This is a genomic window from Methylomonas rivi (assembly GCF_024505165.1).
Classification (GTDB): Bacteria; Pseudomonadota; Gammaproteobacteria; order Methylococcales; family Methylomonadaceae; genus Methylomonas; species Methylomonas rivi.
Window position 1 is genome coordinate 1 of sequence record NZ_JANIBK010000053.1, and the last position, 22,934, is coordinate 22,934.

Below are 22,934 nucleotides of genomic sequence, written 5' to 3' on the forward strand. Positions count from 1 at the left end.
GGCCGGTTCGGTTGAAATTACGCCAAACCGGCCGCCGATTCCGATTAAAAGCCACGCCACTTTCGATAAAGTTGCTGTACCGTCCTGACGACGGGCTACGACCCTTTTCTGACGGCGCTCCAAATTGCTGAATGGCTGCAACCGGCACTTTACCAGTCGCTCTTACTTGGTGCCCATAGATTTTCCAATAGAAAATGCTACTGTGTATCATGTTGTCATGGTGTTGAATTAAATTTGGAGTTAGACTCAGTCGCACTAAATCCCGTCATTCAAAACTTCATCGGAAACCCACAACCCGCGGAACATGGAGTAGGCTACAGAATATCAGGGCTTAGGATCTAGCAGTCAAAATGCAATACAAAGGAGATATTTAGCACTATGAACCCTGCAACAAATGACACCCTAATCCAACTAGACAATCTCCTGGCAGCGAGCAATCAGTCGTGGTTGTTCGGCGCTGGAATCAGTCTTGACGCCGGAATTCCACTTATGTGGCCATTAACGGATCGTGTATTTGCAAGGGCAAAAACGGAAGGAGTGCCAAACGACATCAAGGTTCTCGAGCATGTCAAAAGTCAGCTTTCTGACAATTCGCATATCGAGCACATCTTGAGTCAGCTTGGCGATCACCGCGCGATTGCCGATCGATCCAAGGAAAAATCCGTAACATTCGACGGCGTAATTCTCCCGGTAGATAGCCTAGATGAGCTTCACCAAAGGATTCTGACATGGATTGCTGAGACCATTCGATGGGGATACAAGCCCGCTAAACCTGATGGAACTCCGGAGGACATCGGAACTCTTGAGAAACGGATCGTCACCATCGAAAATCATTCAGCATTCGTCTCTGCCATCTTCAATCGAAGCCAAGCAGGTATCGCCGAGCGTCGGAGAGCTGTCCGATTATTCACTACCAACTATGATACGCTCCTTGAAGATGCGCTTGCTCTAGGTGGATTCTCATATTGGGACGGCTTCTCAGGTGGTGCGGTCGCGTATCGAAGCCATAGATATGGAGACGAAGAGCCGAACCTCAGAGATCGTGCCCATGTAATCAAGCTTCACGGATCGATCGATTGGCATTTGGGAGAAGATGATCGTGTCTGGCGAGTTCGCGACGGCGATCTTTATCCGAAGAAGATTTCTCGTGTTCTCATCTATCCGCAATCGACCAAATACCTTGCAACTCAGCGGGACCCCTTCGCGGCGCAATTTGACCTTTTTCGCCGATCACTTGGAGAGAGGGAGGAGAATGTTCTTGCAACCTGCGGATACAGCTTTGGGGACGAGCACATTAACCAAGAGATTGAACTAGCGCTTCAACGCCCGGAAAACAAAACAACAGTTCTCGCCTTCGCTCCGAGCCTCAATTCCACTCTTGAAAGGTGGAGGACAAGGCCTTGGGGCAAGCGAGTCTATGCGATTACTGGAGATGGCTTGTATGTCGGTACGGACGGCCCTCATTCACCTCCGACTGCCTCAGCAAAACGAGATTGGTGGACATTTGCTGGAGTCACCAAAATGCTAAACAGCGGAGCGGAGGCATGCGCGCTATGAATACATTTGATCTTATTTCCGACCTCAAGATCGGGCACATCGTCGAAGTGTCTGGAACTACGATTCGTGTAGAGTTATCGGGCGATGTCACGGAGCTTACCCGAACTTACGAAGGGCGTGTCTATCCCATAGGACAGATCGGAAGCATCGTCAAAGTCCATTTCGGAAGACGTCTAGTGTTCGGCTTTGTGACTTTATTGCGTATGCGTTCCGAGGAGTTGCTTGAGATCGGGAAGCCCATTCCGCCGGATGCTGACCAACGACTGATGGAGGTCGAACTGTTTGCCGAAGGGGTCTGGAACGCAGCAGACCAGAAACTTCGGTTCGTCCGAGGCGTTACGACTTATCCGCTGCCCCGCCAAAGCGTGCACCTGCTCACTCGCGAAGAGACAATTCAGATTTATTCTGCCGCTGAAGGGCAGCAAAATGATGGCGAATATAGCCCACTCGTTCCATTTGCTCATTACATCGGCGCAGACAATGCCATCTGTCGGGCAAACGTGGATAAAATGCTTGGCATGCATTGCGCAGTGCTCGGCTCAACCGGGTCGGGAAAGTCTGGAGCAGTTGCTGCCTTACTTCACAGCATGCTGGATCACAAACCAGAGCCGGATAAAGCCTGTCATCCACGAATACTTGTCATTGATCCCCATGGAGAATATGGGCACGCATTCAAGGAGCGTGCGATCGTTTATCGTGCTTACGACCCACTCGGAAACGATGAGACAAACGGCTCTCCGATTAGCCTGCCTTACTGGCTGATGTCGGCTGACGAATTCAGAACGTTGGTCATTGGGAAAACTGAGCAGGAAGCGACTTCCCAGAATAATATCGTCTACAAGGCAATTACCTACGCCCGCATGGTTGCGGCGAGCCTTGTTGATCCTTCGCCGACTGCATATGGTGGAGCTGCACCTACCGATGGCCTTGACCATGATGCGCCAAGGCCAAGAGAGGGAGTGACGCATGAACAATTGATTGAATTTGATCACGATAAACCACGGCCATTTAGCCTTGAAGAGTTTTACAACAACATTTTTTATTTGCAGGCAGCTCGCGTTCAGGGTAACCAACTTCAGAGTGTTACGGCTTCTGATTTCGCAACCAAATTTAAATCTATCTTGGATAAACTCTCAGTATTGAGACGTGATCCACGGATTCGTTTCATGATGCGGGACTGGAACGACCAGAGTCCTTCGCTTGAGCACATTATTGCCCAGTTGGTCGGACAGATCAAAGGTGACGGTGGTGTCGATCAAGATATTCGAATTCTAGATATTTCGGGGCTTCCAAATGAAGTAGCTGGACCACTTGCAGCCATGTTAGCCCGTCTATTATTTCAGTATAAGGTTTACCAAACATCTGACGAGAGAAGTCGAGACCCAATTGTTCTTGTTTGTGAAGAAGCTCATCGATATGTGCCCGACAGAGGTGAGGCCGAATATGCAGCGGCACAAACAGCTATACGACGGATTGCTCGTGAAGGGCGAAAATATGGAATTGGGTTAATGCTCGTTAGCCAAAGACCTGCAGACGTTGAAAGCACAGTGATTTCCCAGTGTGGGACTTGGCTCGTTTTGAGGCTTACTAATGCAGCAGACCAACAACATGTTTCTCGTTTCTTGCCGGATGGCCTGTCTGGAATGACGAAAGCTTTGCCGAATCTCGCTCAGCAAGAGGCGATCTTTGTTGGGGAGGGTGCATCAATGCCTGCAAGGGTTCGAATTCGTGATCTTACAGAGCACCAACTTCCAAAGTCGGAGACTGCAAAATTTGCGAAGGGCTGGACTCTGGATCGTTTAACCGAGGCTGAAATCGCAAAGATCGCCAATCGAATGGCAGGATAAACTTATATTCTTATCTTGATTGCACTTAAAGCGCCCAAACCTGCGTTGAACGACAGCTTTCTGTTTTGCAACCGCCATATGTTGAAATTCTTGAATGTCGCAAAGTGGCCGTTAGATGTGGTCGCCAAAGACTGCTTTGTAACCCTCCCGTTCCAAAAATCCGGATTTGCCGACTGGCCGGTTTGGAGAAACGCGACCGGCAAGAAGGGGTGGATACCTGCGATTCAAATGTATTTATTATCTTGGATAACCGCGTACGCTTCGTCAGGAATGCATAAAAAACGTTTGTACATTTACCATCCAACACCGTTTTACCCATCTAACGCTTCCGCCACTTCTCGCTCCTCGCCATGACCGCGTTCTCGGAGCTTACAATTGTTTGCCCAATTGGCGCTATCGCTATTACCGCAAGCTTCAGATGCTGTATGCCAAAAGGTATGCCAATTATCGTTACGAAACACGCCAAAGCAGACATGATGTGTCCCATGGCTAACCATACGCCTGCGAAGACGAACCAGATTACATTACCAATCATGCCCAGCACGCCCGTACCGATATCGTCTTCTTGATTAAGCGACTTTCTGTTTATTGCTTCTTTTCCAAACGGAAAAAATGAAAACTGGCCGATAACGAAACACGCTTTCGCCCATGGAATGCCGACAATAGTCAAAAAGCAGATGATCCCGGCAACCCACCAGGCAAGCCCCATGACGAGGCCGCCTAAAATAAACCAAAAGAAATTACCGATAGCACGCACTTTTTAATAACCCGTACAAATAACTGTATACCTTCCCGCATAGGGTGATATACAGTTTCTTATTGCCTAACGAACGTCCGTTGCTTTCCACCGAATAGCCTCTCGAACAACTTCCATGTAAAACGGCTTGTGGTGTAACGACCCCATTTAGGTGCGAAAGAACTGGTTCGGCCCGTGCAAAGCCTAACACGAGTCATCGTCGCAATGGTAATTTACCGACTTTATATTCGCCAATTTAAGAGCCGTGCCATGGACATCAATCCGCCGTTAAGCGCCAACATTCAGGCGACTCTGAACAAAGTCGCGGCCGGCGGACTCAACTTGAAAATCGACCAGATCGTCGATGCCAAGGTGGTGGATACGCAGATCATGCTGGATACCCTGGCGGTTAAAATCAATAATAAAACCGTCAACCTGCAGGCCCAACTACCCATCGCGCTGCAAGCCGGCCAAAGCTTAAAACTGCAAGTCGTTAAATTGCTGCCAACCCCGGAATTTAAAATTATCGCGGCGCCGTTACCGAACCCGGACTCGCCCGACCGGCCGCAAACGGCCAACCTGCCTTTGTTAAAACTGGTCAATCTCCAGCCACCCGCCAATCCGCCGCTGAATCAAAACCCGAATCAACTGGCCCGGGGCCAGCAACTGCAAGCGACCGTCATCAACCTGTCGGGCGACAAACTGACTTTGCAATTACCGCCGACCGGTACCGCGCCAAACCAACAACCCTTGCGGTTGACGTTGGAAACCGGCCAGTTAGTAACCGGCAACGCCGCATCCGCCGAGGCAAAACCGAACACGGCCGCCTTGAAACCCGGCACGCCAGTTACCTTACAGGTACTCGACACCGGCGACCGGCCTAAATTCTCCCTGATGCCGGCAGGCCCCGCCGGCGAACAAGCGATTGTTGAAGCGTTAAAACAATTGTTGCCTATCCAAACTACGCCGGCACCGTTGCTAAACCAACTGCAACAAGCCATGCCCCGGTTACAGGCCGATGCCAGCGTCGCCGAAACCCTGAAACAGTTGGCGCGGGAAATCCTGCTTAACATACCGAATAAAACCCAGTTGAACCAACCGGAGGAATTAAAACGGGCGGTCACTCAATCCGGTTTATTTCTGGAAGCCAAACTGCTTGAATTATTATCGGCTAAATCGGACCTGTCCCTGCGGGACGATTTCAAACTCAAACTGAACAAACTGATTCAGCAGCTGAACCAGGAACTGGCCGGCCAAACCCAAGACAAAACCAAGGATAATCTGGAGTTGCTGAAAGACAGTCTGCAAAAAGCCCAAGGCGCGCTGGCCAAGCTGACTGTGGACCAACTCAACTCGCTGCCCAGGGAAGAATCGCCCAAGCAAGCCTGGAGCCTGGAATTGCCGTTTTTTCACGGCAAATACGCCGATAGCGTCAGATTGGAAATCGAACAGGACAAGGCCGGCGGCAGCGAAAATCAGCAACAGAACTGGGCCGTCAACATTACCGTCACGCCGCCCGGCCTCGCCACCATACATTGCAGGGTCACTTGTTACGACGGTTCGGTCAACACCCGCTTCTGGAGCGAAGCCGCCGATACGGTGGATAAAATCAACGATCACCTCGACTACTTGAAACAGCAATTCGAGAAAAACGGTTTATCCGCCGGCTATATGGAAGCTCACCAGGGCCAACCCAAACAAGCCGATAGCGTTAAAACGCCCGTCGCTAATCTGTTGAATGAAAAGGTTTGAGGGCTGCGTTCGAAACGTCCCGCATCTAGCGGGGCGGGAATCGACATCGCCATGGCTGCTTTTTACCGCAAACGGATGAATGCGGGAAAAACCGGAGATCTTAAGCGGCGCGCCGGCGCCAACCGGTCATTTAACATAGTTTAAATATCCCGGCAGCGTTATGAGCCCGCTGAAATCCCGCCGCGCGGGCTTGCGGCAAATCAGGACTGTTTATTGCTTACCTCCCCTGCACATGCAAGCGAGGATAATTAAGATGCAAGTAAATTCAGCAGCTCCGTGGCGAATGAACCACGATGATGCGCAGTGGCATGCCGTGCCGGAACATAACGCCCACGACCAAACCCTGCCGGAAGCCATCGGCTGTTGCCGGTCGAGAATGTTTACGCTGGATACGGGCTTAAACTACATAGAAACCCACTACACCCCCAATCGCCATTTGGCGATTTTCAGTCAAATGCCCCAACAAGTCCCTCGCATGGTGTTAACGGTGGCATTATCGGGGCATTCCCGCTTTCAGAACAATCACGGCAACCCGATCGACTTCAAGTCCGGCTACAGCACCATTACCACCTTCAACGCCAGTGAAGGCAGCCGCCTATACCAGGACCGCCAGGCCGTAACCCAGCTGCGGTTTTCAATGACGCAAGCCTGGCTGGAACGCTATTTCGGCGTAGGCGCTTTTGCCGCCGGTTTTGCACTCAATGCCGTGCAGGTGGTGAGCCAACACCCCAGTGCGGCAACCACATTGCTGGCCGCCCGCGGCTTGCTGCAAAATCCTCTGCCCGCCGGTGCCCAAGCTTTGTTCAGACAAGGACAAGCCATGTCTATTGTGGCAACCGAATTAGGCCATCTGCTCGCGGCTGCTCCAGCCCAATCCCCACGTCTTTCCGCCCATGAAAAACGGCTTGCGGAAGGGGCGCGGGACATTTTGTCGGCGGAATTCAAAAACCCGCCCAGCGTGGCGGAGCTCAGCAAGCGGGTGGGTACCAATCCGTTCAAACTCAAGCAACTATTCCATATCCATTTCAATACCACGCCGTATGCCCTGTTGCTGGACATCAGAATGGCGCATGCCCACCGCTTGTTAGTTACGCGGGAATATCCGGTAGCGATGGTCGCCGAAGCGGTGGGTTACCCCTACGCCGGCAATTTCAGCGCGGCATTCGCGAAGTATTTCGGTTTCCCCCCCAAACAGCTGTCCCGCCGAATCTAAACAGCCGCGCCGACACGCGCGGCAGTCAGCATTAACCGGTTTAATCTTGTTACAATACCCGCCTGAATTTGCGTTTCCCCTGGTTCAAACCGCGACAAATTTATAAGACAGCGCCGCCAACGCCGGCGAAGACCTCTGACCACCCTTAACGTTATAGATCAGGATGTGTATGGACACCCAACTTGCCATTCAATCGCGCCGCTCCGTCAAGCAATTCGACCCGGCGCATCGCTTGAGCGAACAAGAAGTCGAATCGCTAATATCGTTAGCCATGTTGTCCCCAACCGCTTTCAATATTCAGCACTGGCGTTTCGTCATGGTCCGCGACCCCGAACTGCGCCAACACATTCGCCAAGTCGCCTGGAACCAGGCGCAAGTCACCGACGCGTCGTTATTGATAATCCTATGCGCCGACTTGAAGGCCTGGCAAAAACAACCCGAACGCTACTGGCGCAATGCCCCGCAAACAACCCAGGATTTTTTACTGCCGGCCATACATGACTATTATCATGATAAGCCCCAGGTCGAGCGCGACGAAGCCATGCGCTCCTGCGGCATGGCCGCGCAAACCTTGATGCTGAGCGCCAAAGCCATGGGTTACGACGCCTGCCCGATGGACGGTTTCGATTTCGCGGCGGTCGGCGAGTTGATTCGTCTGCCGCAAGACCATGTCATCAGCATGTTCGTAGCCATCGGCAAAGCCCTGCAACCGGCCCAACCGCGCGGCGGTCAATTAGCCATGCGGGAAGTCGTCGTCACCGACCGCTTCGATTCACTTTAACCCAACAAATTCGCCATGACTCAAACCCCAAAAAGTCCTACCGAACAAGTCACCCTAACCCAATTCATTATCGAACAGCAACGCGGCCTGCCCGATGCCTCCGGTACCTTCACGCTGTTGCTGAATAACATCGTCACCGCCTGCAAGCAGATTTCCCACCGCGTCAACCGCGGCGCCCTGATCGGCGTGCTCGGCAGCGCCGAATCGGAAAACGTGCAGGGCGAAGTGCAGAAAAAGCTAGACATCATCACCAACGACATCATGGTCAAGGCCCTGGATTGGGGCGGGCATTTGGGCGGCATGGCCTCGGAGGAAATCGACGATCCGATCAAAATCCCCAAGCAATATCCCAAAGGCAAGTATCTGGTGTTGTTCGACCCGTTGGACGGCTCGTCCAACATCGACATCAACCTGACCGTCGGCACCATATTTTCGGTGTTGCGTTGCCGGGAAGGCGTGGAACCGGAAACCGAGGACTTCCTGCGTAAAGGCACCGAACAAGTCTGCGCCGGCTTTGTATTGTACGGCCCCTCCACCATGCTGGTATTGACCACCGGTAACGGCGTCAACGGCTTTACCCTGGACCAGGACATCGGTGAGTTCATTCTGACCCACCGCAACATGCGTATCCCCGAGGAAACCAGCGAATTCGCCATCAACATGTCCAACCAGCGCTTCTGGGAACCGCCGGTCAAACGCTACATCGACGAGTGCATCGCCGGCGTGGAAGGCCCGCGCGGCAAAAACTTCAACATGCGCTGGGTAGCCTCGTTGGTGGCGGATGTTTACCGTATTTTGAACCGCGGCGGCGTGTTCCTGTATCCGTTCGATTTACGCGACCCGGAGCGGCCCGGCAAACTGCGGCTGATGTACGAAGCCAACCCCATGGCCTTTATCATCGAACAAGCCGGCGGCCTTTGCAGCACGGGCGCCGAACGGGTGTTGGACATCAAACCGCACGACATCCACCAAAGGGTCCCCTTGATCTTCGGTTCCAAGAGCGAAGTCGAGCGCCTGATCGGCTATTATCAACAACCAACAACCGAATAGAACGTGACTCTAAGCCAAGTTAGCTGCAGCAATTGCAGTTTAGACAATATTTGCCTGCCGCGCGGACTGTCGCAAACCGAAATCGACAACATCAGCCAGGTCATCAAAGCCCGTAAAACCCTGCAACGCGGCGATTTCATTTACCGCGAAGGCGATAATTTTAAAGGCATCCTGGCCATCAAATCCGGCAGCGCCAAGCTGGTCGCCAACGATAATCACGGCAACGAGCATATTCTGAACATCCTGCTGCCCGGCGAGTTGCTGGGCTTCGACGGCCTGTCGGACGAAAAGCACGGCTGCGCGGCCATCGCGCTGGAAACCATGACTTTCTGCATACTGCCGGCCGCCAACATGGACCAGCTGTTTCAAAACCTGCCCAGTCTGACCCGGGAATTGTTTCGGCATTCCGGGGAAAAAATGCTGGTGGATAGAAACCAGTTGGTGTTAAGCAAACGTCCCGCCGAAGAACGTCTGGCGTATTTTCTGATCAGCCTGTCCGAACGCCTGAAACGGCGCGGTTTTTCTTCGTCGGAATTCAAACTGTCGCTGACTCGGCAGGAAATCGGCAACCATTTGGGGCTGGCCCTGGAAACCGTCAGCCGCCTGTTAAAAAAATTCCAGGATGATGGCCTGATCGTGGTGCAAAACCGCTTTATCCAGATCAAAAACCTGCACTCGTTGAAAAACCTGCTGGAACCTTTGGGTTAACGCCCCGTTTTTGTGACCGGCAACACAAACTCGGCCGTACCTACACCCGCAAGGTGTAGCGCGGCCCTAACAGTTACTATAAAGTGTCCGCCAGGCACTGACGCCGCTGACAACAACAAATGCCATCCAAACATGGGGAGTACCACGCATGGGTTCCAGAATCTTATATTTTTTCACGCCGTCCGATAATATCAGTCCTTTCGATGTAACGATTGCCGCCGATGCCGGCTACAATCAAATCCTGCCGATCACCAACATCAAATCCAGCCAGGTAGCGGATATGGTTCAGGACGCCATTTTCGCCCGTCCGCCCAAGCGTTTTAACGATACCGGCATATTTATCGGCGGCCGCGATGTCCACTTGGCCGCCGACATGTTTCAATACGCCAAAAAAGCCATGGTAGGCGACTTCCAAGTCGGCGTGTTTGCCGATCCCAACGGCGCTTACACCACCTCGGCCAGCGTGGTGTCGTTAATCGAAAAAGCGTTGCGGGAAACCCATGGCGCCGGCTTGAAGGGACGCAAAATTGCCGTATTCGGCACGGGTCCCGTGGGTTTATCCACCGCCGTACTGGCCGCTCAACAAGGCGCGGAAACCCGTTTATGCAAGTTAACCGCCGACGACGACCCGCATATCGCCAGCCGTTTCTGCGAGCGCTACGGCGTAAACGTGGCCTGGACTTCCGCCTTGACCCAACAGGAAAAGATCGATGTCTTGAGCGACGCCGAAGTGGTGGTGTGCGCCGCCAGGGCCGGCGTCAGGATTCTCGACGCCAACGAATTAGGCAAGGCCGGCAACTTATTGCTGGCGGTGGATACCAACGCCGTACCGCCCAGCGGCATTGCCGGTATCGGCATGCAGGATTTGAATAAACCGGCCGATCTGGCGGGTTGTACCTTTAACGGCATCGGCCCCCTGGCGATCGGCAAGATGAAATACAAGGTGCAATTCGGCTTGTTCGAGATCATGCAAAAATCCGAAAAAGCGGCATTGATAGATTTTCCGGAAGCCTACCAATACGCCTTATCGGTGCAAATTTAATTACGCCGGATTGAATTGGCGACAATTACGGAGGCTGGCCGGCGATGCAACCAGCCTCCGCGCCCCGTCAACGGAAGATCCGGCAATAAAACCGCGAACAATTTGTCGGACCGTTGAGCGCTTGCCGCCCCGGTCATGCAGAACCGAGCCGCGAAAAAGCGGCCCGCTTTATTGCCCGACAGATTGCCGGCGCGCTGCTTATTACTCGTTCCCGGCGATTTTTTCCACGGCAATCGTACCGTCCGCCAATACTATCGCGAAACCGTTCCGGCCTTGGCGCTTAACTTCGTACATGGCTTGATCGGCGGCCTTGTACATGGCTTCCAGGGTTTGCCCGCTATCCTGCTCCACGCAGATACCGATACTGACGCCCACTTCGACGCTCAACTCGGGCCGGAGCTGAATGGGCCGGCCAATCGACGTCACGATGTCTCCGGCGATTTGCCGGATGTGGTCCAGGGACGCGCAGTTCACCAACCCGATCAGAAACTCGTCGCCGCCCAATCTGGCGACAACGTCGCTGGCGCGCACGCAACTTTGGAAGCGTTCCGCAACTTCGATCAATACCCGGTCGCCGGCATCGTGGCCGTGGGAATCGTTGATTTCCTTGAAGCGATCCAGATCGAGCAGGCATAAAACCAGAGTATCGTCCCGATCGCGTTGGCCGCGCATCAGGCTGATCAATTTCCGGTCGGCCGCTTGCCGGCGCAGTAAACCGGTCAGCGAATCGTGATCGGCTTCATGACGTACGCTGGTTTCAGCCGCCACCCGCTCGGTAATGTCGTAAACCACGCCCTCGAAATTCTTGCCGGTCAAAACCGACGATTGCAGGGACAGCAAGCAATGTACCCAGTTACCAAGATTTTTCAAGCGCAAATCCCGCGCGACCGTTTGTTTGCGCTCTTCCGCCAAACGAATCAGTTCGCGCACCCTATCCGGATCCGCGAAAGCCAAGTCGGCGAAATCCCGCCCCAACAAGGCTTCCGTCGATAATTGTTCCAGGGCAATGACTTTACTCAAGGTCGGATTGGCGGTTTTTAACTTGCCGGCTTCGTCCAGCACAAAAATGCCGGCGCTGGTGGTCTCGAAGATATTGCGCAACTGTTGTTCTATCGCCTCGATTTCCTCGCGCAGGGCGTGTTCGGATTTAAATTTTTCCTGTAAGGTTTCCAGCAAGCCATTGATGTCTTCCACCAACCGGCTCAATTCGTCGTAATTGCCCGGCATCGGTTCCAAGCGCTCCTGCTCGCCGGCCTTGATGGCATGCAGGGTATCGGACACTTTCATCAGCGGCCGCGACAATAAAGAACGTACCATCAACAACACAATCAGCGCGGTAAGCCCGATCAGCGCGGACGAATTCAACGCGCTGAACATGGCGCTGTGCCTCGCCTCCAAAAGGTTGTATTGGGCTTCTGGCGTCGCCGACAGCCGGCCTATGACCTCGCCGTCCCCGAACGGCGAATACAGCGTGCGGCTGATTTCGGCCTGCCTGGGCACATCGGTGCCGCGTGCCTGTGTCAGAGCCAAGCCTTGAGTGCTCTCCAGCTTGGCTTCATGGATAATGTCGTTGCGCAGCAGGCCCGCCAGCACATCCTCGCCGATACTGCGATTATTGGAATACGCCGCGACCGCCGCGGTGTTTTCCACGGTGTCCAGCAGTTGATTGATCATGACCACGGTCTTTTCGCTGGAGCGCCTGAATTCGGTGATGAACAGCAACAACGAGGTACAAGCCGAGAACAACAGCGCCACCCAAAATACCGACTTGGCCAGCTTATGGTACAGATAGCGTTTTTTACCGGGGCTCATCAGTCCAATTCCAACAGTATGCGGACGGTTTTGTCGACGCTGGTTTTATTGATATAGCCGATAGCGCCTTCGTTTTCTCGCACGGTCTGCATCACTGCATCGTCGCTCGGCAGTTGCTGGGGAGGGGATGCTTGTCCGGTAAACATGATTCTCGCCCAATAGGCGTTGATCTGTTCCACTGGCCGGCCGGTCAGCTTTTCGTAAAACTCGGCGCGCAGGGGCGATGGCTGGTCTATCGGCAAGGCGAATTTGCCGTTGGGTAAAACGCGGCCGCGACCCAGATATATGTCCTGCACTTGCTTGGCGGTCAGATTTTCGATGTCGTTTTTGACGTGGCCTATCACCAGTATCTCGGCCCGTACCGCCGGGACACAGGCCAGCAGCAATGCGATAAGAAAGGTTTTCATGTTTAAAATATGAAATCCATGCCGACGGACCAAACGTTGACCGAATCGGCCGCCGCGCCGGTTGCCGGCCTCAGCCACAATGCGCTGCCGTTATTGCCCAGCCAGTAATGGCTCCATTGGGTCTTCAGGTCGACATTCTCGATAACGTCCCAGCGCAGGCCCAGGGATACCGATTTCTGGTCGACGCCGTTGCTGTTCAAAGCCAGATCGGCGGCGTTTCGCAACTCCAGCAGCGCCGGGACCGGGGCCAACGGCGTTGAAACATTGGTTCTGTCGTTCAATGTTTCCGAGATGCCCAGCAAGGTATACAGGGTGACCTTCCCGACCCGCCGCCCAAGGCTGAGATAGCCGCTGGCAACGCTGCGGTAGACATCCAATTCCGAATGAATATACGATCCTTCGGCTTGAGCCAGCCATTGTCCGTCGTCGTAGGTTAGACCGATGGAACTGAAATGTACCGCCTTGTCCTTGCTGGACATTTTTCCGGCCAGCGTTGACGCGTCGGGCCAAACCGCGCCTAATGCCGGATCGTTCAGTGCATTCATCAGGGGGTGCAACGTCGAAAGTTCGAGATTATTCAGCGAATAGTTATAGCCGATGCGGGCGTTCCAGTTGCCCTGTTCGTAGGCCAGCTTGACGCCGGCCAAGGTATAACTCTGATCGGCTTGGTCGGACAAACCGATAGGCACCTGATTGAAGCTATAGCCGCCGAACACCTTGACGGTCAGTTGCCCCTCGCCAACCGCGAATTTTTGGGCGATGTCCATGCCGTCGAAATGGTAAACCGGCAAGCCGGCGTAAAATTCGTGTGGAGGACGAATCCACGGATAGGCGTAACCGACATCCCGGTATTCCGACAACATAAACACGTCAAAACCCATCCGTCCGGCGCGGATATCCAAGTCATCCCGAGGCCGCCAGCGCAGAAAAGCCCAATCCAGATTTTGTTCGACGAAGTCGCCGGTATAATTGCGTGCCACCCATTGCACGGTCGCATGCCATGCGTTGCCGAAATCCGCATCGACTTGCAGACCGAGACGCGAATCGGTGTCTATCCCCCAGCCGCTGTCCACCCCACGCCCCTGCTTGATGTCGCGGCGGAACTTCAAACTATCGTTATCCATACCGCTGGCGCCCAAGGTGCCGAAACCCTTCAGCGACAGCGCGGGCTTGCTTTCCTCGGCAAACGCGGTCGCTCCAGCCATAAACAGGGATACCGCGATTACTGAGTAGTTGATATTCATAGTTTAGGTTCTCGTTTTTCACCAAAACGGGTTCACGGCATGCGGCCCGCCACCAGGAGCAAACCGCAAAACGGCAAATTTTTCCAGGCTTGATTCGATTTCCGGCTTTATGCTATCCGAAAAATGCATATTTTATCGATTAAATTACCACGGTTCCGCGGCCGAGCAACGACCGCCCTTGGCGCGGAACCGCCCGGCAATCCGGCCTCAGCGGGCCGCGACGGCTTTTTATTTGCGATGTTACGGTTAATCCGATTCCACAATTTGAGCGGCATGCGCCGATACGCCCATCGGAACATTCGAATGCCGGATATGGCGCAAAACCGGGAAAAAATGCCGGGCCGGCCTTGGGCCGTAATCAAACCGTAACAATTCCGTAATAAATTAAGCCTTTTCACCCCGAAGGGATCTCAGAGGCATGAAAATCCAGCAAATATCCAAACTCGTCACCTTATCCTTAGTGTTGGTTTTAATGAGCTTTGGAGTCGCGGTTAGTTGGTCGCTTAACCATTTGAACCAGGCTTTTAAAATGGTCGAATTTTTCGGCCAACAAAAGGACCGTATCTACAACGACATCAACCAACCGGTGTATGCCTATCTGTATAGTGGCGATACCCTCCTGTTGAGCAATTTGGAACGCAATCTGGACCGGCTGAAAGATAGCCTGCAAGCCAACGATGCGCTTTCGGACACGGTAAAAAACGCCCTTGCGCAAATGCTGAACGAAATCCGGCAAACGGCCTTGCCGAAACTGGCGGCGGCCGGAAAACTGGCCAACCCGCAACTGTTATTGCTGAATAACGAAAAGCAGGTGTCGGCGCATTTACAGACATTATTGGACTATGTCGAACGCGCCGGCAGCGCGCCCGCCGACCGGCGGCACGCCTATCTGCTACTGGTCGGCCAAGCCCAATCGGCGCTGCAAGGCCTGTCCGGAATGCGCCAGCGTTATTTTTCCGAATCCGGCCCCGGCAAGCCCGACAGCATGCAAAACTATCTGCGGCAACTTAACGCCAGCGCAACGGCATTGCAACAGTTGCCATTGCTCGGAGTAATGCAAACCCAAACCAACGACGAAGCCATGTTTACGCTCGGCGACAGCGGACCGCGCGCGGAAGCCGAGGACATGGCGCTGGAACCCCTGGCCGAAATACACTCCCTGTTACAACGCTACCAAAAGGATTTGGATATCGCCGGCAACATCGTCGCCAACAAGATCGACACGCAGGCCGACATCAACCGGCAAATGCAGGTTTTCAACCAAAAGCTGCAGACCTTGCAAAGCGAAATCAATGGCGAGTATCAATATTACGAAACCCTGCTGTATGGGATCATGGCAGCCTGCATGCTGTTGATCGTGCTGGCGAGCGGCTTGATGCTGGCGATAAAACAACATCTGGCGCTTATCATCAGCCATGTTACCGATTACGTGGATAAGTTGGCTAACGGCGACTTAAGCGCGTCCATTGCCTTGGCAAGCAAGGTCTCGGAAATCAAGCAACTGGAAACTTCGCTGAAAAAACTGCACGATTACTTCAAATTGCTGATAGGCAATATAGATGGGGAAATTTCCACTCTGGCCAACTTCGGCGGCAATATCGAGCAGGTGGCGCGCAATCTGAACAACATCATTGCCGATCAACGGCAAGCCACCGAAATGGCCGCCCGGCAGATGAACGAGTTATCTCTCTCGTTCAAGGCCGTGGCCGCAAATGCCGCCGAATCGCAAACCAGCACCACGGCGGCGCAGAATCTGATCGAACAAGGCGTCGACCACATCGGCCACACCAACCGGCAAGTCGCCGATCTTGCCCGCGTCATCGACAATACCGCCGAAGCCTTGCTGCAGCTGCAGCGCGATGCCAAAGCCATCGAAAGCGTACTGGGCATGATTCAAGGTTTTGCCGAACAGACCAATTTGCTGGCGCTTAACGCCGCCATTGAAGCCGCCCGTGCCGGCGAACACGGCCGGGGTTTCGCCGTGGTAGCCGACGAAGTGCGCAACCTGGCCGGCAATACCGCCCAATCGGCCAACCAGATCCAAGCCTTGGTGGAAAAACTCGGCAAGGCCACCCATTCGACCGTGGAACTGATGACCGACCAGCAAAAAGCCGCCGATCAAACCACTCAGGCCATGCAACAAGTGGATGCCATATTCAACGGCATCAAGCAGTCCATGGAGCTGACCTACCGCAAGAGCGCGCGGATTGCCGAAGCAACCGTCGAACAGTTGCAGATGACCGAACAGCTGGCCCATAACTTCGAAAACACCGCCGAGCTGTCCAGGCAAACCACCGCAGCCGCGCAAACCAATATCGTCAGCGCGTCGTCCCTGGCCGGAGTCTGCGACAACTTGCGCCAATTGATCGTGAAGTTCAAATTGGCTTGAGCCGCCTTGACGGCAAGACGGCTTAAACGACCGCAAGTTTATCGCTTGTACCTGCCTGAATATCGATATGCGAAGCCAAGGCTGTACCGAGCCTTATGGTAAATTAGACCGGCGCCTTGTTCTGCGAAAACGGTCAATGTGGTATCGTTGTTCCTGGGTCGGTTGATTATTCATGCTGTCAAGCATCCTGCCGATGCCGTTGTTCATCGCAAAAAAGGTTTATTCGGCCATGTCCAAGTTTTTCCTAAGATTGCTGGGGTTTATTTTATTGCTGTCGACCATGGGTTTGGCCACCTGCCAATCCGTGCTGAAAGCCGCGCCGGTCAGCGCGGCGGCCGGTTTCCAATCCCGATGACCCGCCCTACCCTGACCGGTATGCCCAATTCATCACGGTAGCCACCATGCCAGAAGTCCCTGAATTCAAATCGGCCAAACGCTTTGCCGGCGAGGCTTTACGGCAATACTCGCCGCGCGGCCTGTTGGTATATGTTCTGGCGTTGGCGTTGATTCCGGCCGTCGTGCTCGGTCTAATCAAAGGCCATGTGACGTCCGTGCTGGTCAATGCCGGCGCATTTGCGCTGTATTGCCTGGCAGGCGTCTGGTTGCGTCGCGGTTTGCAAGCGGAAAACCCCGCTCCGCAAGACCGGCTGGTTCGGGCATCGAAATGGCCCTTGAAATTAAGTGCGGCCAGTCTGGTGGCGGCGACAACCGGGCTATTGGCATTTGTAAGCCTGCGGCAAAGCCTGTTAATGGCCGCACTCTATGCCGGCGGGGCGTTTTTGGGCATGTATTTAAGCTACGGCTTCGACCGGCGTTCATCCAAACCCATTATGGCTGCGCACGGTTATTCGGGCGAAGAGATCAGACAAACCCTGGCCGCGGCCTTGGCGATTATTAAAGACATCGAACAAAGCAACCGCAACATTCCGCACGCCGAGCTCAACCGGCGCATAGCCGGAATCTGCGAGATTGCCGAAGGCGTGGTGGCCGAGTTGGAAGCCGACCCGCGCGGAATTCGCCGGGCGCGCAAGTTTTTGAACGTGTATCTGGAGAACGTGCAACAGGTTATCCAGGGCTACGCCATCACCCACCGGCAAGCCGGTTCGCAGGCGCTGGAACAGAATTTCAGGCAGGCGCTGGACGCCATCGAATCGGCCTTCCGGGAACAGCAACAAAAATTACTGGAAGACGATGTGTTTGATCTGGACGTCAAAATCGAGGTGTTGACGGCGCAACTCAAACGCGAAGGCATCCTATGATTTGGCATTTTCACTACAGGAAAAACCCGTTATGAGCACACGAGAAACATCGATCACCCGACTGGCCGAGGCACCGTTAAAGGAAGCTGTCCAACAATCCGCCGGACAGGAAATCGTGCCGGGCGTGCAGACCGACATCGTCGCCCTTGCCGATGCGCCGACCGAAAAACAGCTGAAAATCCGCCAGCTGTTGCAGGAAATCGATATCCGGGATTCGCAGTCGGTTTTATTTTTCGGCAGCAAGGCCCAGGAACAATTGACCACGGTGTCCGACCGTATGCTGGAAGGCGTCAAGAACAAGGATACCGGCCCGGCGGGCCAGGATTTGAACGATATGGTCGCCACGATTCGCGGCTTCGACATCGACGAACTGGACCCGAATAAAAAACCCGGTTTTTTCGCCAAAATGCTGGGCAAGGCCAAGCCGGTGGTGAAATTCATTCAGCAGTACGAAGAAGTCCGCAAACAGATCGACAGCATCACCGACAAGCTGGAAAAACATAAATCCAATCTGCTGACCGATATCGCCTCGCTGGACCGGCTCTATCAGGCCAACCTGGACTATTTCCATACCCTGGAAGATTACATTGCCGCCGGCGACGAAAAGTTGCGCGAGCTGGATAACCAAGTGCTACCGGAGCTGGCCGCGGCTGCGGAAACCAGCCAGGAAGTCCTCGCGGCGCAAAATCTGCGCGATTTGCGGGCCGTCCGCGACGATCTGGAGCGGCGGGTGCACGACCTGCGCCTGACCCGCCAAGTAGCCATGCAAAGCCTGCCCAGCATCCGTTTGGTACAGGAGAACGATAAAGGCCTGGTCAATAAAATCAATTCCACCATCGTCAACACCATTCCGTTGTGGCGCCAACAACTGGCCACGGCCGTGACGATATTCCGATCCTCGCAGGCCGCCGAAACCGTCAAGGCAGCAACCGACCTAACCAACGATTTGCTGGCCGCCAACGCGGAAAATCTGAAATTGGCCAATGCCGAAACCCGCAAACAGCTGGAACGCGGCGTGTTCGATATCGAGGTGGTAAAACAAGCCAATCAGGCGCTGATCGACACTATCGAAGAAAGCCTGCAAATCGCCGACCAAGGCAAAAAGATGCGTAGCGAAGCGGTCGTGCAATTGCAGCAATGCGAAAACGAATTAAGAAAGACCCTGGTTTCGGCCCGGGCCAGCGCAGCGGCCAAAGGCTAAGCAAATTAAACTGGGAGACAGGACTGTGGGGATTTTAGACAAACTGTTCGGCGAGTTTATCGACGTCATCGAATGGACCGACGACTCACCCAACACCATGGTGTACCGCTTCGAACGTTACGGCAACGAAATCAAATACGGCGCGATGTTGACGGTGCGCGAATCGCAAACCGCCATTTTAGTCAACGAAGGCCAGCTTGCCGACGTTTTCCAGCCCGGTTTATACCAGCTGGAAACCCGCAACATGCCGGTCATGACCACGCTGCAAAGCTGGCCGCACGGTTTTTCCAGCCCATTTAAAGCCGAAGTGTATTTCATCAACATGCGCCGGTTTACCGATTTGAAATGGGGCACCAAAAACCCGCTGATGCTGCGCGACAAAGAATTCGGCCCGGTACGCCTGCGCGCCTTCGGCACTTATACGCTACGCGTCAGCGAACCCCAGGCTTTCTTGAAAGAAATCGTCGGCACCGGCGGCCACTTTCAAACCGGCGATATCAGCGACCAATTACGCAATCTGATCGTGTCCCGTTTTGCCGATATTCTGGGCGAATCGGGCATACCGCTATTGGATCTGGCCGCCAACTACGACGAACTGGGCGACTTTATCACCCAAAAAATTCGCCCGGAATTCGCCGCTTACGGCCTGGATGTGCTGCAAATGCTGGTGGAAAACATCTCGCTGCCGCCCGAAGTGGAAACCGCGCTGGACAAACGCACCAGCATGGGCATCATCGGCGATTTAGGCCGTTATACCCAATTCCAGGCCGCGGAAGCGTTGGCGGTGGCGGCGAATAATCCATCCGGCGGCGCCGGCGAAGGCATCGGCATGGGGATGGGTTTTGCAATGGCGCAAAATCTCGGCCAAAACCTGGCGCAAAACCAACCGCAAACCGCCGCGCCGCCACCGTTACCCGGTACGGCGCTGTATTTTGTGGCGATTGCCGGACAGCAACAAGGGCCGTTCAACTCAAGCCAATTGCGGGAAAAAATCAAAACCGGCGAAGTCGGCCGCAACACGCTGGTGTGGACCGAGACGCTGGTGGAATGGACGGCGGCGGAAAAGGTCGCCGATCTTGCCGCAGCGTTTGCGCATATGCCGCCGCCCCTGCCTAAACATTAAATGTCCGCCGTTTTCAAGACCTTAAACCCCAAGCGGCCCAACACACTGCAATTCCCCTGCAGGCAATGCGGGGCGGTGCTGAAATACGCGCCGGGCAGCACGCATTTGCTTTGCGAGCATTGCGGTACTGAAAATGTCATAGAGCTGCGCGGCGGAGCAATTGAAGAATACGATCTCGGGCAAGCCTTGCGGCAATTGACGCAAACTCCAACCACGACAGCAGCCGCGCCCACCATCCATTGCAATGAATGCGGCGCCGGTTTTCAGTTTGAAGCCAAAAATCACGCCGGCGAATGCCCTTTCTGCGGTACGCCGATTGTCGCCGCCACGGCAGAAATCAAACCCATACAACCCAAATCCCTGTTACCGTTCAGGATTGATGAAGCCAATGCCCGGCAACGCTTTCAACAATGGATCGCCGGCTTATGGTTCGCACCGAACGCCGTCAAAAAATACGCCCGTAGCAACACCAAACTGAACGGGGTTTATCTGCCGTTTTGGACCTTCGACAGCCAAACCGCCACCACCTACAGCGGCGAGCGCGGCGACGTCTATTACGTTCAGGAACGGGTGCAAGTGGTCAGAAACAACCGGGTGGTCACCGAGACCCGGCAAGTGCCCAAGATACGCTGGACGCCGGTCAGCGGCCGGGTACAACGATTTTTCGATGACGTCCTGGTGGGCGCCAGTAATTCCTTGCCGCGCAAGATTCTGGACGCCCTGCAACCCTGGGATTTGCATGCACTAATCCCCTACGACGAAAATTATTTAAGCGGTTTTCGCAGCGAATATTATCAGGTGGAACTGGCCGACGGCTTCGATCTGGCCCGGCAGGCGATGGATAACCAAATCTATCTGGATATTTGCCGGGACATCGGCGGCGATCATCAAAGGATTCACCAGGTCGACACCCATCACAGCGGCACCACTTACAAGCATTGCCTGCTGCCGGTCTGGTCGGCGGCATTTCGGTACCGGGACAAATCCTACCGTTTTGTGATTAACGGCAGGACCGGCAAAGTGCGGGGCGAGCGGCCTTACAGCATCTGGAAAATCGCTTTTGCCGTCCTGGCCGCATTGCTGTCGGCGGCAGGCATTTACTATTATTTAGAAAAATCCGGCGCCTTGGAAAACATGCAAAACCGTCCCGCGGCTGTCCACCCCTCCCCGTACCGGCAATCGCCCGACTACGATTCCATTTAAAACCGCCATTCGCCGCCGCCAAGCAATAATCCGGCGCGCGCCGAGCATGCCGCCGAGGCGGCAATAAAATTCTCATATCGCAATTGCTTAAATCAATTTCATTCTGTACAATGGCCGGATTGTTGACTACTTGCTGTCAGCAACAAGCAATAACTAAATGCCCAGGTAGCTCAGTCGGTAGAGCAGAGGACTGAAAATCCTCGTGTCGACAGTTCGATTCTGTCCCTGGGCACCATGCTTACCCGGTTTTTTTCAAAGAGCCCCTTCATGGGGTTTTTTGTTTTAAGGGCTTTAACAAGTCCATTGGGTTTATAGATGTTTATGGAAGAGCCTGAGGCTCTTTTTTTTTGTGTTTTAAAAGGCGAAGCGGAAATGAAACAGGCTCCAGAACATTTGGTGGCATTGATCGAACCAATTGTCGAAGGTCTTGGTTACGAATGCGTGGGGATTGAATACAACCCCCACCCGCGGCATGGCATGCTGCGCATTTACATCGACAGCGAAAACGGCATTTTATTGGACGACTGCACCAAGGTCAGCCATCAACTGAGCGGCATGCTGGATGTGGAAGATCCGATTCAAGGCGAATACCAACTGGAAGTGTCTTCGCCGGGCGAAGACAGGCCGTTTTTCAAACTTAGCCAGTTCGAAAAATACATTGGCAGCAGCGTCAACGTCAGCCTTTTCAAACCCATCGATAAACGCAGAAAGATTACCGGCCTGATTCAGGCCGTCGACGGTGACGCTGTCATGATAGTGGAAGGCGAGCAGACGCTTAAAGTACCCTTTCAAGCAATGAGCAAGGCACGTTTGGTGCCGGAATATTTACTCAAAAAAGGAGGACGTAGTGGCAAATAAAGAAATTTTATTAGTAGCGGATGTTTTTGCTAACGAAAAAGAAATCGACAAGGAAATTATCTTTCAGGCCATTGAGTCCGCCCTAGAAGCCGCGACCGTCAAGCGCTATGAAAACCCCATCAAGGCACGCGTGGCCATCAATCGCCAGACCGGCGATTACGTCACTTACCGCCGCTGGCTGGTGGTGGCCGCCAATGCGGACATTAACGGCGACGTGGAATTTCCCAGCTGGCAAGTTTTGCAGGAAGTGGCGCAGATAGACAACCCGGCCATTCAAGTCGGCGATTACGTCGAGGAAGAAATCGAATCCGTGGCGTTTTGCCGCATTGCGGCACAAACCGCCAAACAGGTTATCATTCAAAAAGTGCGCGAAGCCGAGCGCAAGAAAATCGTCGAAGCCTACCAGGACCGGGTGGGAGAACTGATTACCGGCGTGGTAAAACGCCTGGAAAAAGGCAGCGTTTATCTGGATTTGGGCGGTCATGTGGAAGCCTATATCGCCCGCGAAGACATGATTCCCAGGGAATCAGTCCGCATGGGCGACCGGGTACGCGGCTATCTTAAAGATGTGCGCTCCGAACCGCGCGGTCCGCAGCTGTTTGTCAGCCGCACCGCGCCGGAACTGCTGATTGCCCTGTTCCGCCTGGAAGTACCCGAAGTCGGCGAAGGCCTGATCGACATCATTGCCGCCGCCCGCGACCCGGGATCGCGCGCTAAAATTGCGGTAAAAGCCAACGACCCGCGTCTGGATC

21 protein-coding genes and 1 tRNA gene are annotated in these 22,934 nt (G+C 54.1%); 17 read left to right on the forward strand and 5 right to left on the reverse strand.

The window, feature by feature from the left end:
• Positions 1 to 211: hypothetical protein (locus NP596_RS11295; RefSeq protein WP_256615459.1), on the reverse strand; the 211-nt coding region annotated here is incomplete at its 3' end.
• 278 nt (positions 212 to 489) lie between these two features.
• On the opposite strand from NP596_RS11295, the gene NP596_RS11300 reads away from it, so the two are divergent.
• Together NP596_RS11300 and NP596_RS11305 are read left to right on the forward strand one after the other, a co-directional pair.
• The gene (locus NP596_RS11300) at positions 490 to 1,557 is read left to right on the forward strand and encodes an SIR2 family protein (protein ID WP_256615460.1); all 1,068 of its coding nucleotides are present in this window, start codon (positions 490 to 492) and stop codon (positions 1,555 to 1,557) included.
• Positions 1,554 to 3,404, forward strand: coding sequence for an ATP-binding protein (locus NP596_RS11305; protein ID WP_256615461.1), 1,851 nt, complete (start codon positions 1,554 to 1,556; stop codon positions 3,402 to 3,404). The genes NP596_RS11300 and NP596_RS11305 overlap by 4 nt, the downstream gene beginning before the upstream one ends.
• A 319-nt stretch (positions 3,405 to 3,723) precedes the next feature.
• Here the strand turns inward: NP596_RS11305 and NP596_RS11310 are convergent, their stop codons facing one another.
• Positions 3,724 to 4,161, reverse strand: coding sequence for a YccF domain-containing protein (locus tag NP596_RS11310; RefSeq protein ID WP_256615462.1), 438 nt, complete (start codon positions 4,159 to 4,161; stop codon positions 3,724 to 3,726).
• Between the two features lie 249 nt (positions 4,162 to 4,410).
• Here NP596_RS11310 and fliK point away from each other — a divergent pair, with 249 nt between their 5' ends.
• The 6 genes from fliK (at position 4,411) to NP596_RS11340 (ending at position 10,686) form a co-directional block, all read left to right on the forward strand.
• Positions 4,411 to 5,892: a flagellar hook-length control protein FliK gene (fliK, locus tag NP596_RS11315; RefSeq protein ID WP_256615463.1), complete on the forward strand. Its 1,482-nt coding sequence runs from the start codon at positions 4,411 to 4,413 to the stop codon at positions 5,890 to 5,892.
• Between the two features lie 283 nt (positions 5,893 to 6,175).
• Complete coding sequence (locus NP596_RS11320; protein ID WP_256615464.1) at positions 6,176 to 7,105, forward strand: helix-turn-helix transcriptional regulator; 930 nt, start codon at positions 6,176 to 6,178, stop codon at positions 7,103 to 7,105.
• A 169-nt stretch (positions 7,106 to 7,274) separates the two neighbouring features.
• Positions 7,275 to 7,886 (forward strand): nitroreductase family protein, encoded by a 612-nt coding sequence (locus NP596_RS11325; protein WP_256615465.1) that lies wholly within the window; start codon positions 7,275 to 7,277, stop codon positions 7,884 to 7,886.
• A 15-nt stretch (positions 7,887 to 7,901) separates the two neighbouring features.
• Positions 7,902 to 8,936: a class 1 fructose-bisphosphatase gene (locus NP596_RS11330; protein ID WP_256615466.1), complete on the forward strand. Its 1,035-nt coding sequence runs from the start codon at positions 7,902 to 7,904 to the stop codon at positions 8,934 to 8,936.
• A 3-nt stretch (positions 8,937 to 8,939) separates the two neighbouring features.
• Complete coding sequence (locus NP596_RS11335; RefSeq protein ID WP_256615467.1) at positions 8,940 to 9,644, forward strand: helix-turn-helix domain-containing protein; 705 nt, start codon at positions 8,940 to 8,942, stop codon at positions 9,642 to 9,644.
• Between the two features lie 148 nt (positions 9,645 to 9,792).
• The gene (locus NP596_RS11340; protein ID WP_256615468.1) at positions 9,793 to 10,686 is read left to right on the forward strand and encodes an NAD(P)-dependent methylenetetrahydromethanopterin dehydrogenase; all 894 of its coding nucleotides are present in this window, start codon (positions 9,793 to 9,795) and stop codon (positions 10,684 to 10,686) included.
• A gap of 201 nt (positions 10,687 to 10,887) precedes the next feature.
• Here the strand turns inward: NP596_RS11340 and NP596_RS11345 are convergent, their stop codons facing one another.
• The 3 genes from NP596_RS11345 to NP596_RS11355 are packed head-to-tail and all read right to left on the reverse strand — an operon-like array spanning position 10,888 to position 14,149.
• Positions 10,888 to 12,498 carry a diguanylate cyclase domain-containing protein gene (locus NP596_RS11345; protein ID WP_256615469.1) on the reverse strand — a complete coding sequence of 537 codons (1,611 nt, stop codon included), beginning with the start codon at positions 12,496 to 12,498 and terminating at the stop codon, positions 10,888 to 10,890.
• Entirely contained in the window at positions 12,498 to 12,905 is a 408-nt protein-coding gene (locus NP596_RS11350; protein ID WP_256615470.1) for a type 2 periplasmic-binding domain-containing protein, read from the reverse strand. Before NP596_RS11350 ends, NP596_RS11345 begins: the two co-directional genes overlap by 1 nt.
• A 2-nt stretch (positions 12,906 to 12,907) precedes the next feature.
• A complete protein-coding gene (locus NP596_RS11355) occupies positions 12,908 to 14,149 on the reverse strand; it encodes a hypothetical protein (RefSeq protein ID WP_256615471.1) in 1,242 nt (413 codons plus the stop codon).
• Positions 14,150 to 14,567: 418 nt separating this feature from the next.
• Here NP596_RS11355 and NP596_RS11360 point away from each other — a divergent pair, with 418 nt between their 5' ends.
• From NP596_RS11360 to nusA, 9 genes are all read left to right on the forward strand, one after another.
• Positions 14,568 to 16,538, forward strand: coding sequence for a methyl-accepting chemotaxis protein (locus NP596_RS11360; protein WP_256615472.1), 1,971 nt, complete (start codon positions 14,568 to 14,570; stop codon positions 16,536 to 16,538).
• 172 nt (positions 16,539 to 16,710) lie between these two features.
• The gene (locus NP596_RS11365; RefSeq protein ID WP_256615473.1) at positions 16,711 to 16,893 is read left to right on the forward strand and encodes a hypothetical protein; all 183 of its coding nucleotides are present in this window, start codon (positions 16,711 to 16,713) and stop codon (positions 16,891 to 16,893) included.
• A gap of 46 nt (positions 16,894 to 16,939) precedes the next feature.
• Positions 16,940 to 17,797: a 5-bromo-4-chloroindolyl phosphate hydrolysis family protein gene (locus NP596_RS11370; protein ID WP_256615474.1), complete on the forward strand. Its 858-nt coding sequence runs from the start codon at positions 16,940 to 16,942 to the stop codon at positions 17,795 to 17,797.
• A gap of 31 nt (positions 17,798 to 17,828) precedes the next feature.
• Positions 17,829 to 18,998, forward strand: coding sequence for a toxic anion resistance protein (locus NP596_RS11375; protein WP_256615475.1), 1,170 nt, complete (start codon positions 17,829 to 17,831; stop codon positions 18,996 to 18,998).
• 25 nt (positions 18,999 to 19,023) lie between these two features.
• On the forward strand, positions 19,024 to 20,121 hold the full coding sequence (locus tag NP596_RS11380) for an SPFH domain-containing protein (protein ID WP_256615476.1): 1,098 nt from the start codon (positions 19,024 to 19,026) through the stop codon (positions 20,119 to 20,121).
• Positions 20,122 to 21,324, forward strand: coding sequence for a TFIIB-type zinc ribbon-containing protein (locus NP596_RS11385; protein ID WP_256615477.1), 1,203 nt, complete (start codon positions 20,122 to 20,124; stop codon positions 21,322 to 21,324).
• Between the two features lie 159 nt (positions 21,325 to 21,483).
• Positions 21,484 to 21,559 (forward strand) — tRNA-Phe (locus tag NP596_RS11390).
• Positions 21,560 to 21,696: 137 nt separating this feature from the next.
• A complete protein-coding gene (rimP, locus tag NP596_RS11395) occupies positions 21,697 to 22,182 on the forward strand; it encodes a ribosome maturation factor RimP (RefSeq protein ID WP_256615478.1) in 486 nt (161 codons plus the stop codon).
• Positions 22,172 to 22,934, forward strand: a 763-nt coding sequence (nusA, locus tag NP596_RS11400; protein ID WP_256615479.1) for a transcription termination/antitermination protein NusA, incomplete at its 3' end; no start/stop codon positions are given. The genes rimP and nusA, both read left to right, overlap by 11 nt.

Excerpts from the sequence above, each read along its gene's own strand:
- NP596_RS11300 (WP_256615460.1), top strand. The coding sequence starts at position 490 with ATGTGGCCATTAACGGATCGTGTATTTGCAAGGGCAAAAACGGAAGGA.
- NP596_RS11305 (WP_256615461.1), top strand. The coding sequence starts at position 1,554 with ATGAATACATTTGATCTTATTTCCGACCTCAAGATCGGGCACATCGTC.
- fliK (WP_256615463.1), top strand. The coding sequence starts at position 4,411 with ATGGACATCAATCCGCCGTTAAGCGCCAACATTCAGGCGACTCTGAAC.
- NP596_RS11320 (WP_256615464.1), top strand. The coding sequence starts at position 6,176 with ATGAACCACGATGATGCGCAGTGGCATGCCGTGCCGGAACATAACGCC.
- NP596_RS11325 (WP_256615465.1), top strand. The coding sequence starts at position 7,275 with ATGGACACCCAACTTGCCATTCAATCGCGCCGCTCCGTCAAGCAATTC.
- NP596_RS11330 (WP_256615466.1), top strand. The coding sequence starts at position 7,902 with ATGACTCAAACCCCAAAAAGTCCTACCGAACAAGTCACCCTAACCCAA.
- NP596_RS11340 (WP_256615468.1), top strand. The coding sequence starts at position 9,793 with ATGGGTTCCAGAATCTTATATTTTTTCACGCCGTCCGATAATATCAGT.
- NP596_RS11345 (WP_256615469.1), bottom strand. The coding sequence starts at position 12,498 with ATGAGCCCCGGTAAAAAACGCTATCTGTACCATAAGCTGGCCAAGTCG.
- NP596_RS11350 (WP_256615470.1), bottom strand. The coding sequence starts at position 12,905 with ATGAAAACCTTTCTTATCGCATTGCTGCTGGCCTGTGTCCCGGCGGTA.
- NP596_RS11355 (WP_256615471.1), bottom strand. The coding sequence starts at position 14,149 with ATGAATATCAACTACTCAGTAATCGCGGTATCCCTGTTTATGGCTGGA.
- NP596_RS11360 (WP_256615472.1), top strand. The coding sequence starts at position 14,568 with ATGAAAATCCAGCAAATATCCAAACTCGTCACCTTATCCTTAGTGTTG.
- NP596_RS11365 (WP_256615473.1), top strand. The coding sequence starts at position 16,711 with ATGCTGTCAAGCATCCTGCCGATGCCGTTGTTCATCGCAAAAAAGGTT.
- NP596_RS11370 (WP_256615474.1), top strand. The coding sequence starts at position 16,940 with ATGCCAGAAGTCCCTGAATTCAAATCGGCCAAACGCTTTGCCGGCGAG.
- NP596_RS11375 (WP_256615475.1), top strand. The coding sequence starts at position 17,829 with ATGAGCACACGAGAAACATCGATCACCCGACTGGCCGAGGCACCGTTA.
- NP596_RS11385 (WP_256615477.1), top strand. The coding sequence starts at position 20,122 with ATGTCCGCCGTTTTCAAGACCTTAAACCCCAAGCGGCCCAACACACTG.
- rimP (WP_256615478.1), top strand. The coding sequence starts at position 21,697 with ATGAAACAGGCTCCAGAACATTTGGTGGCATTGATCGAACCAATTGTC.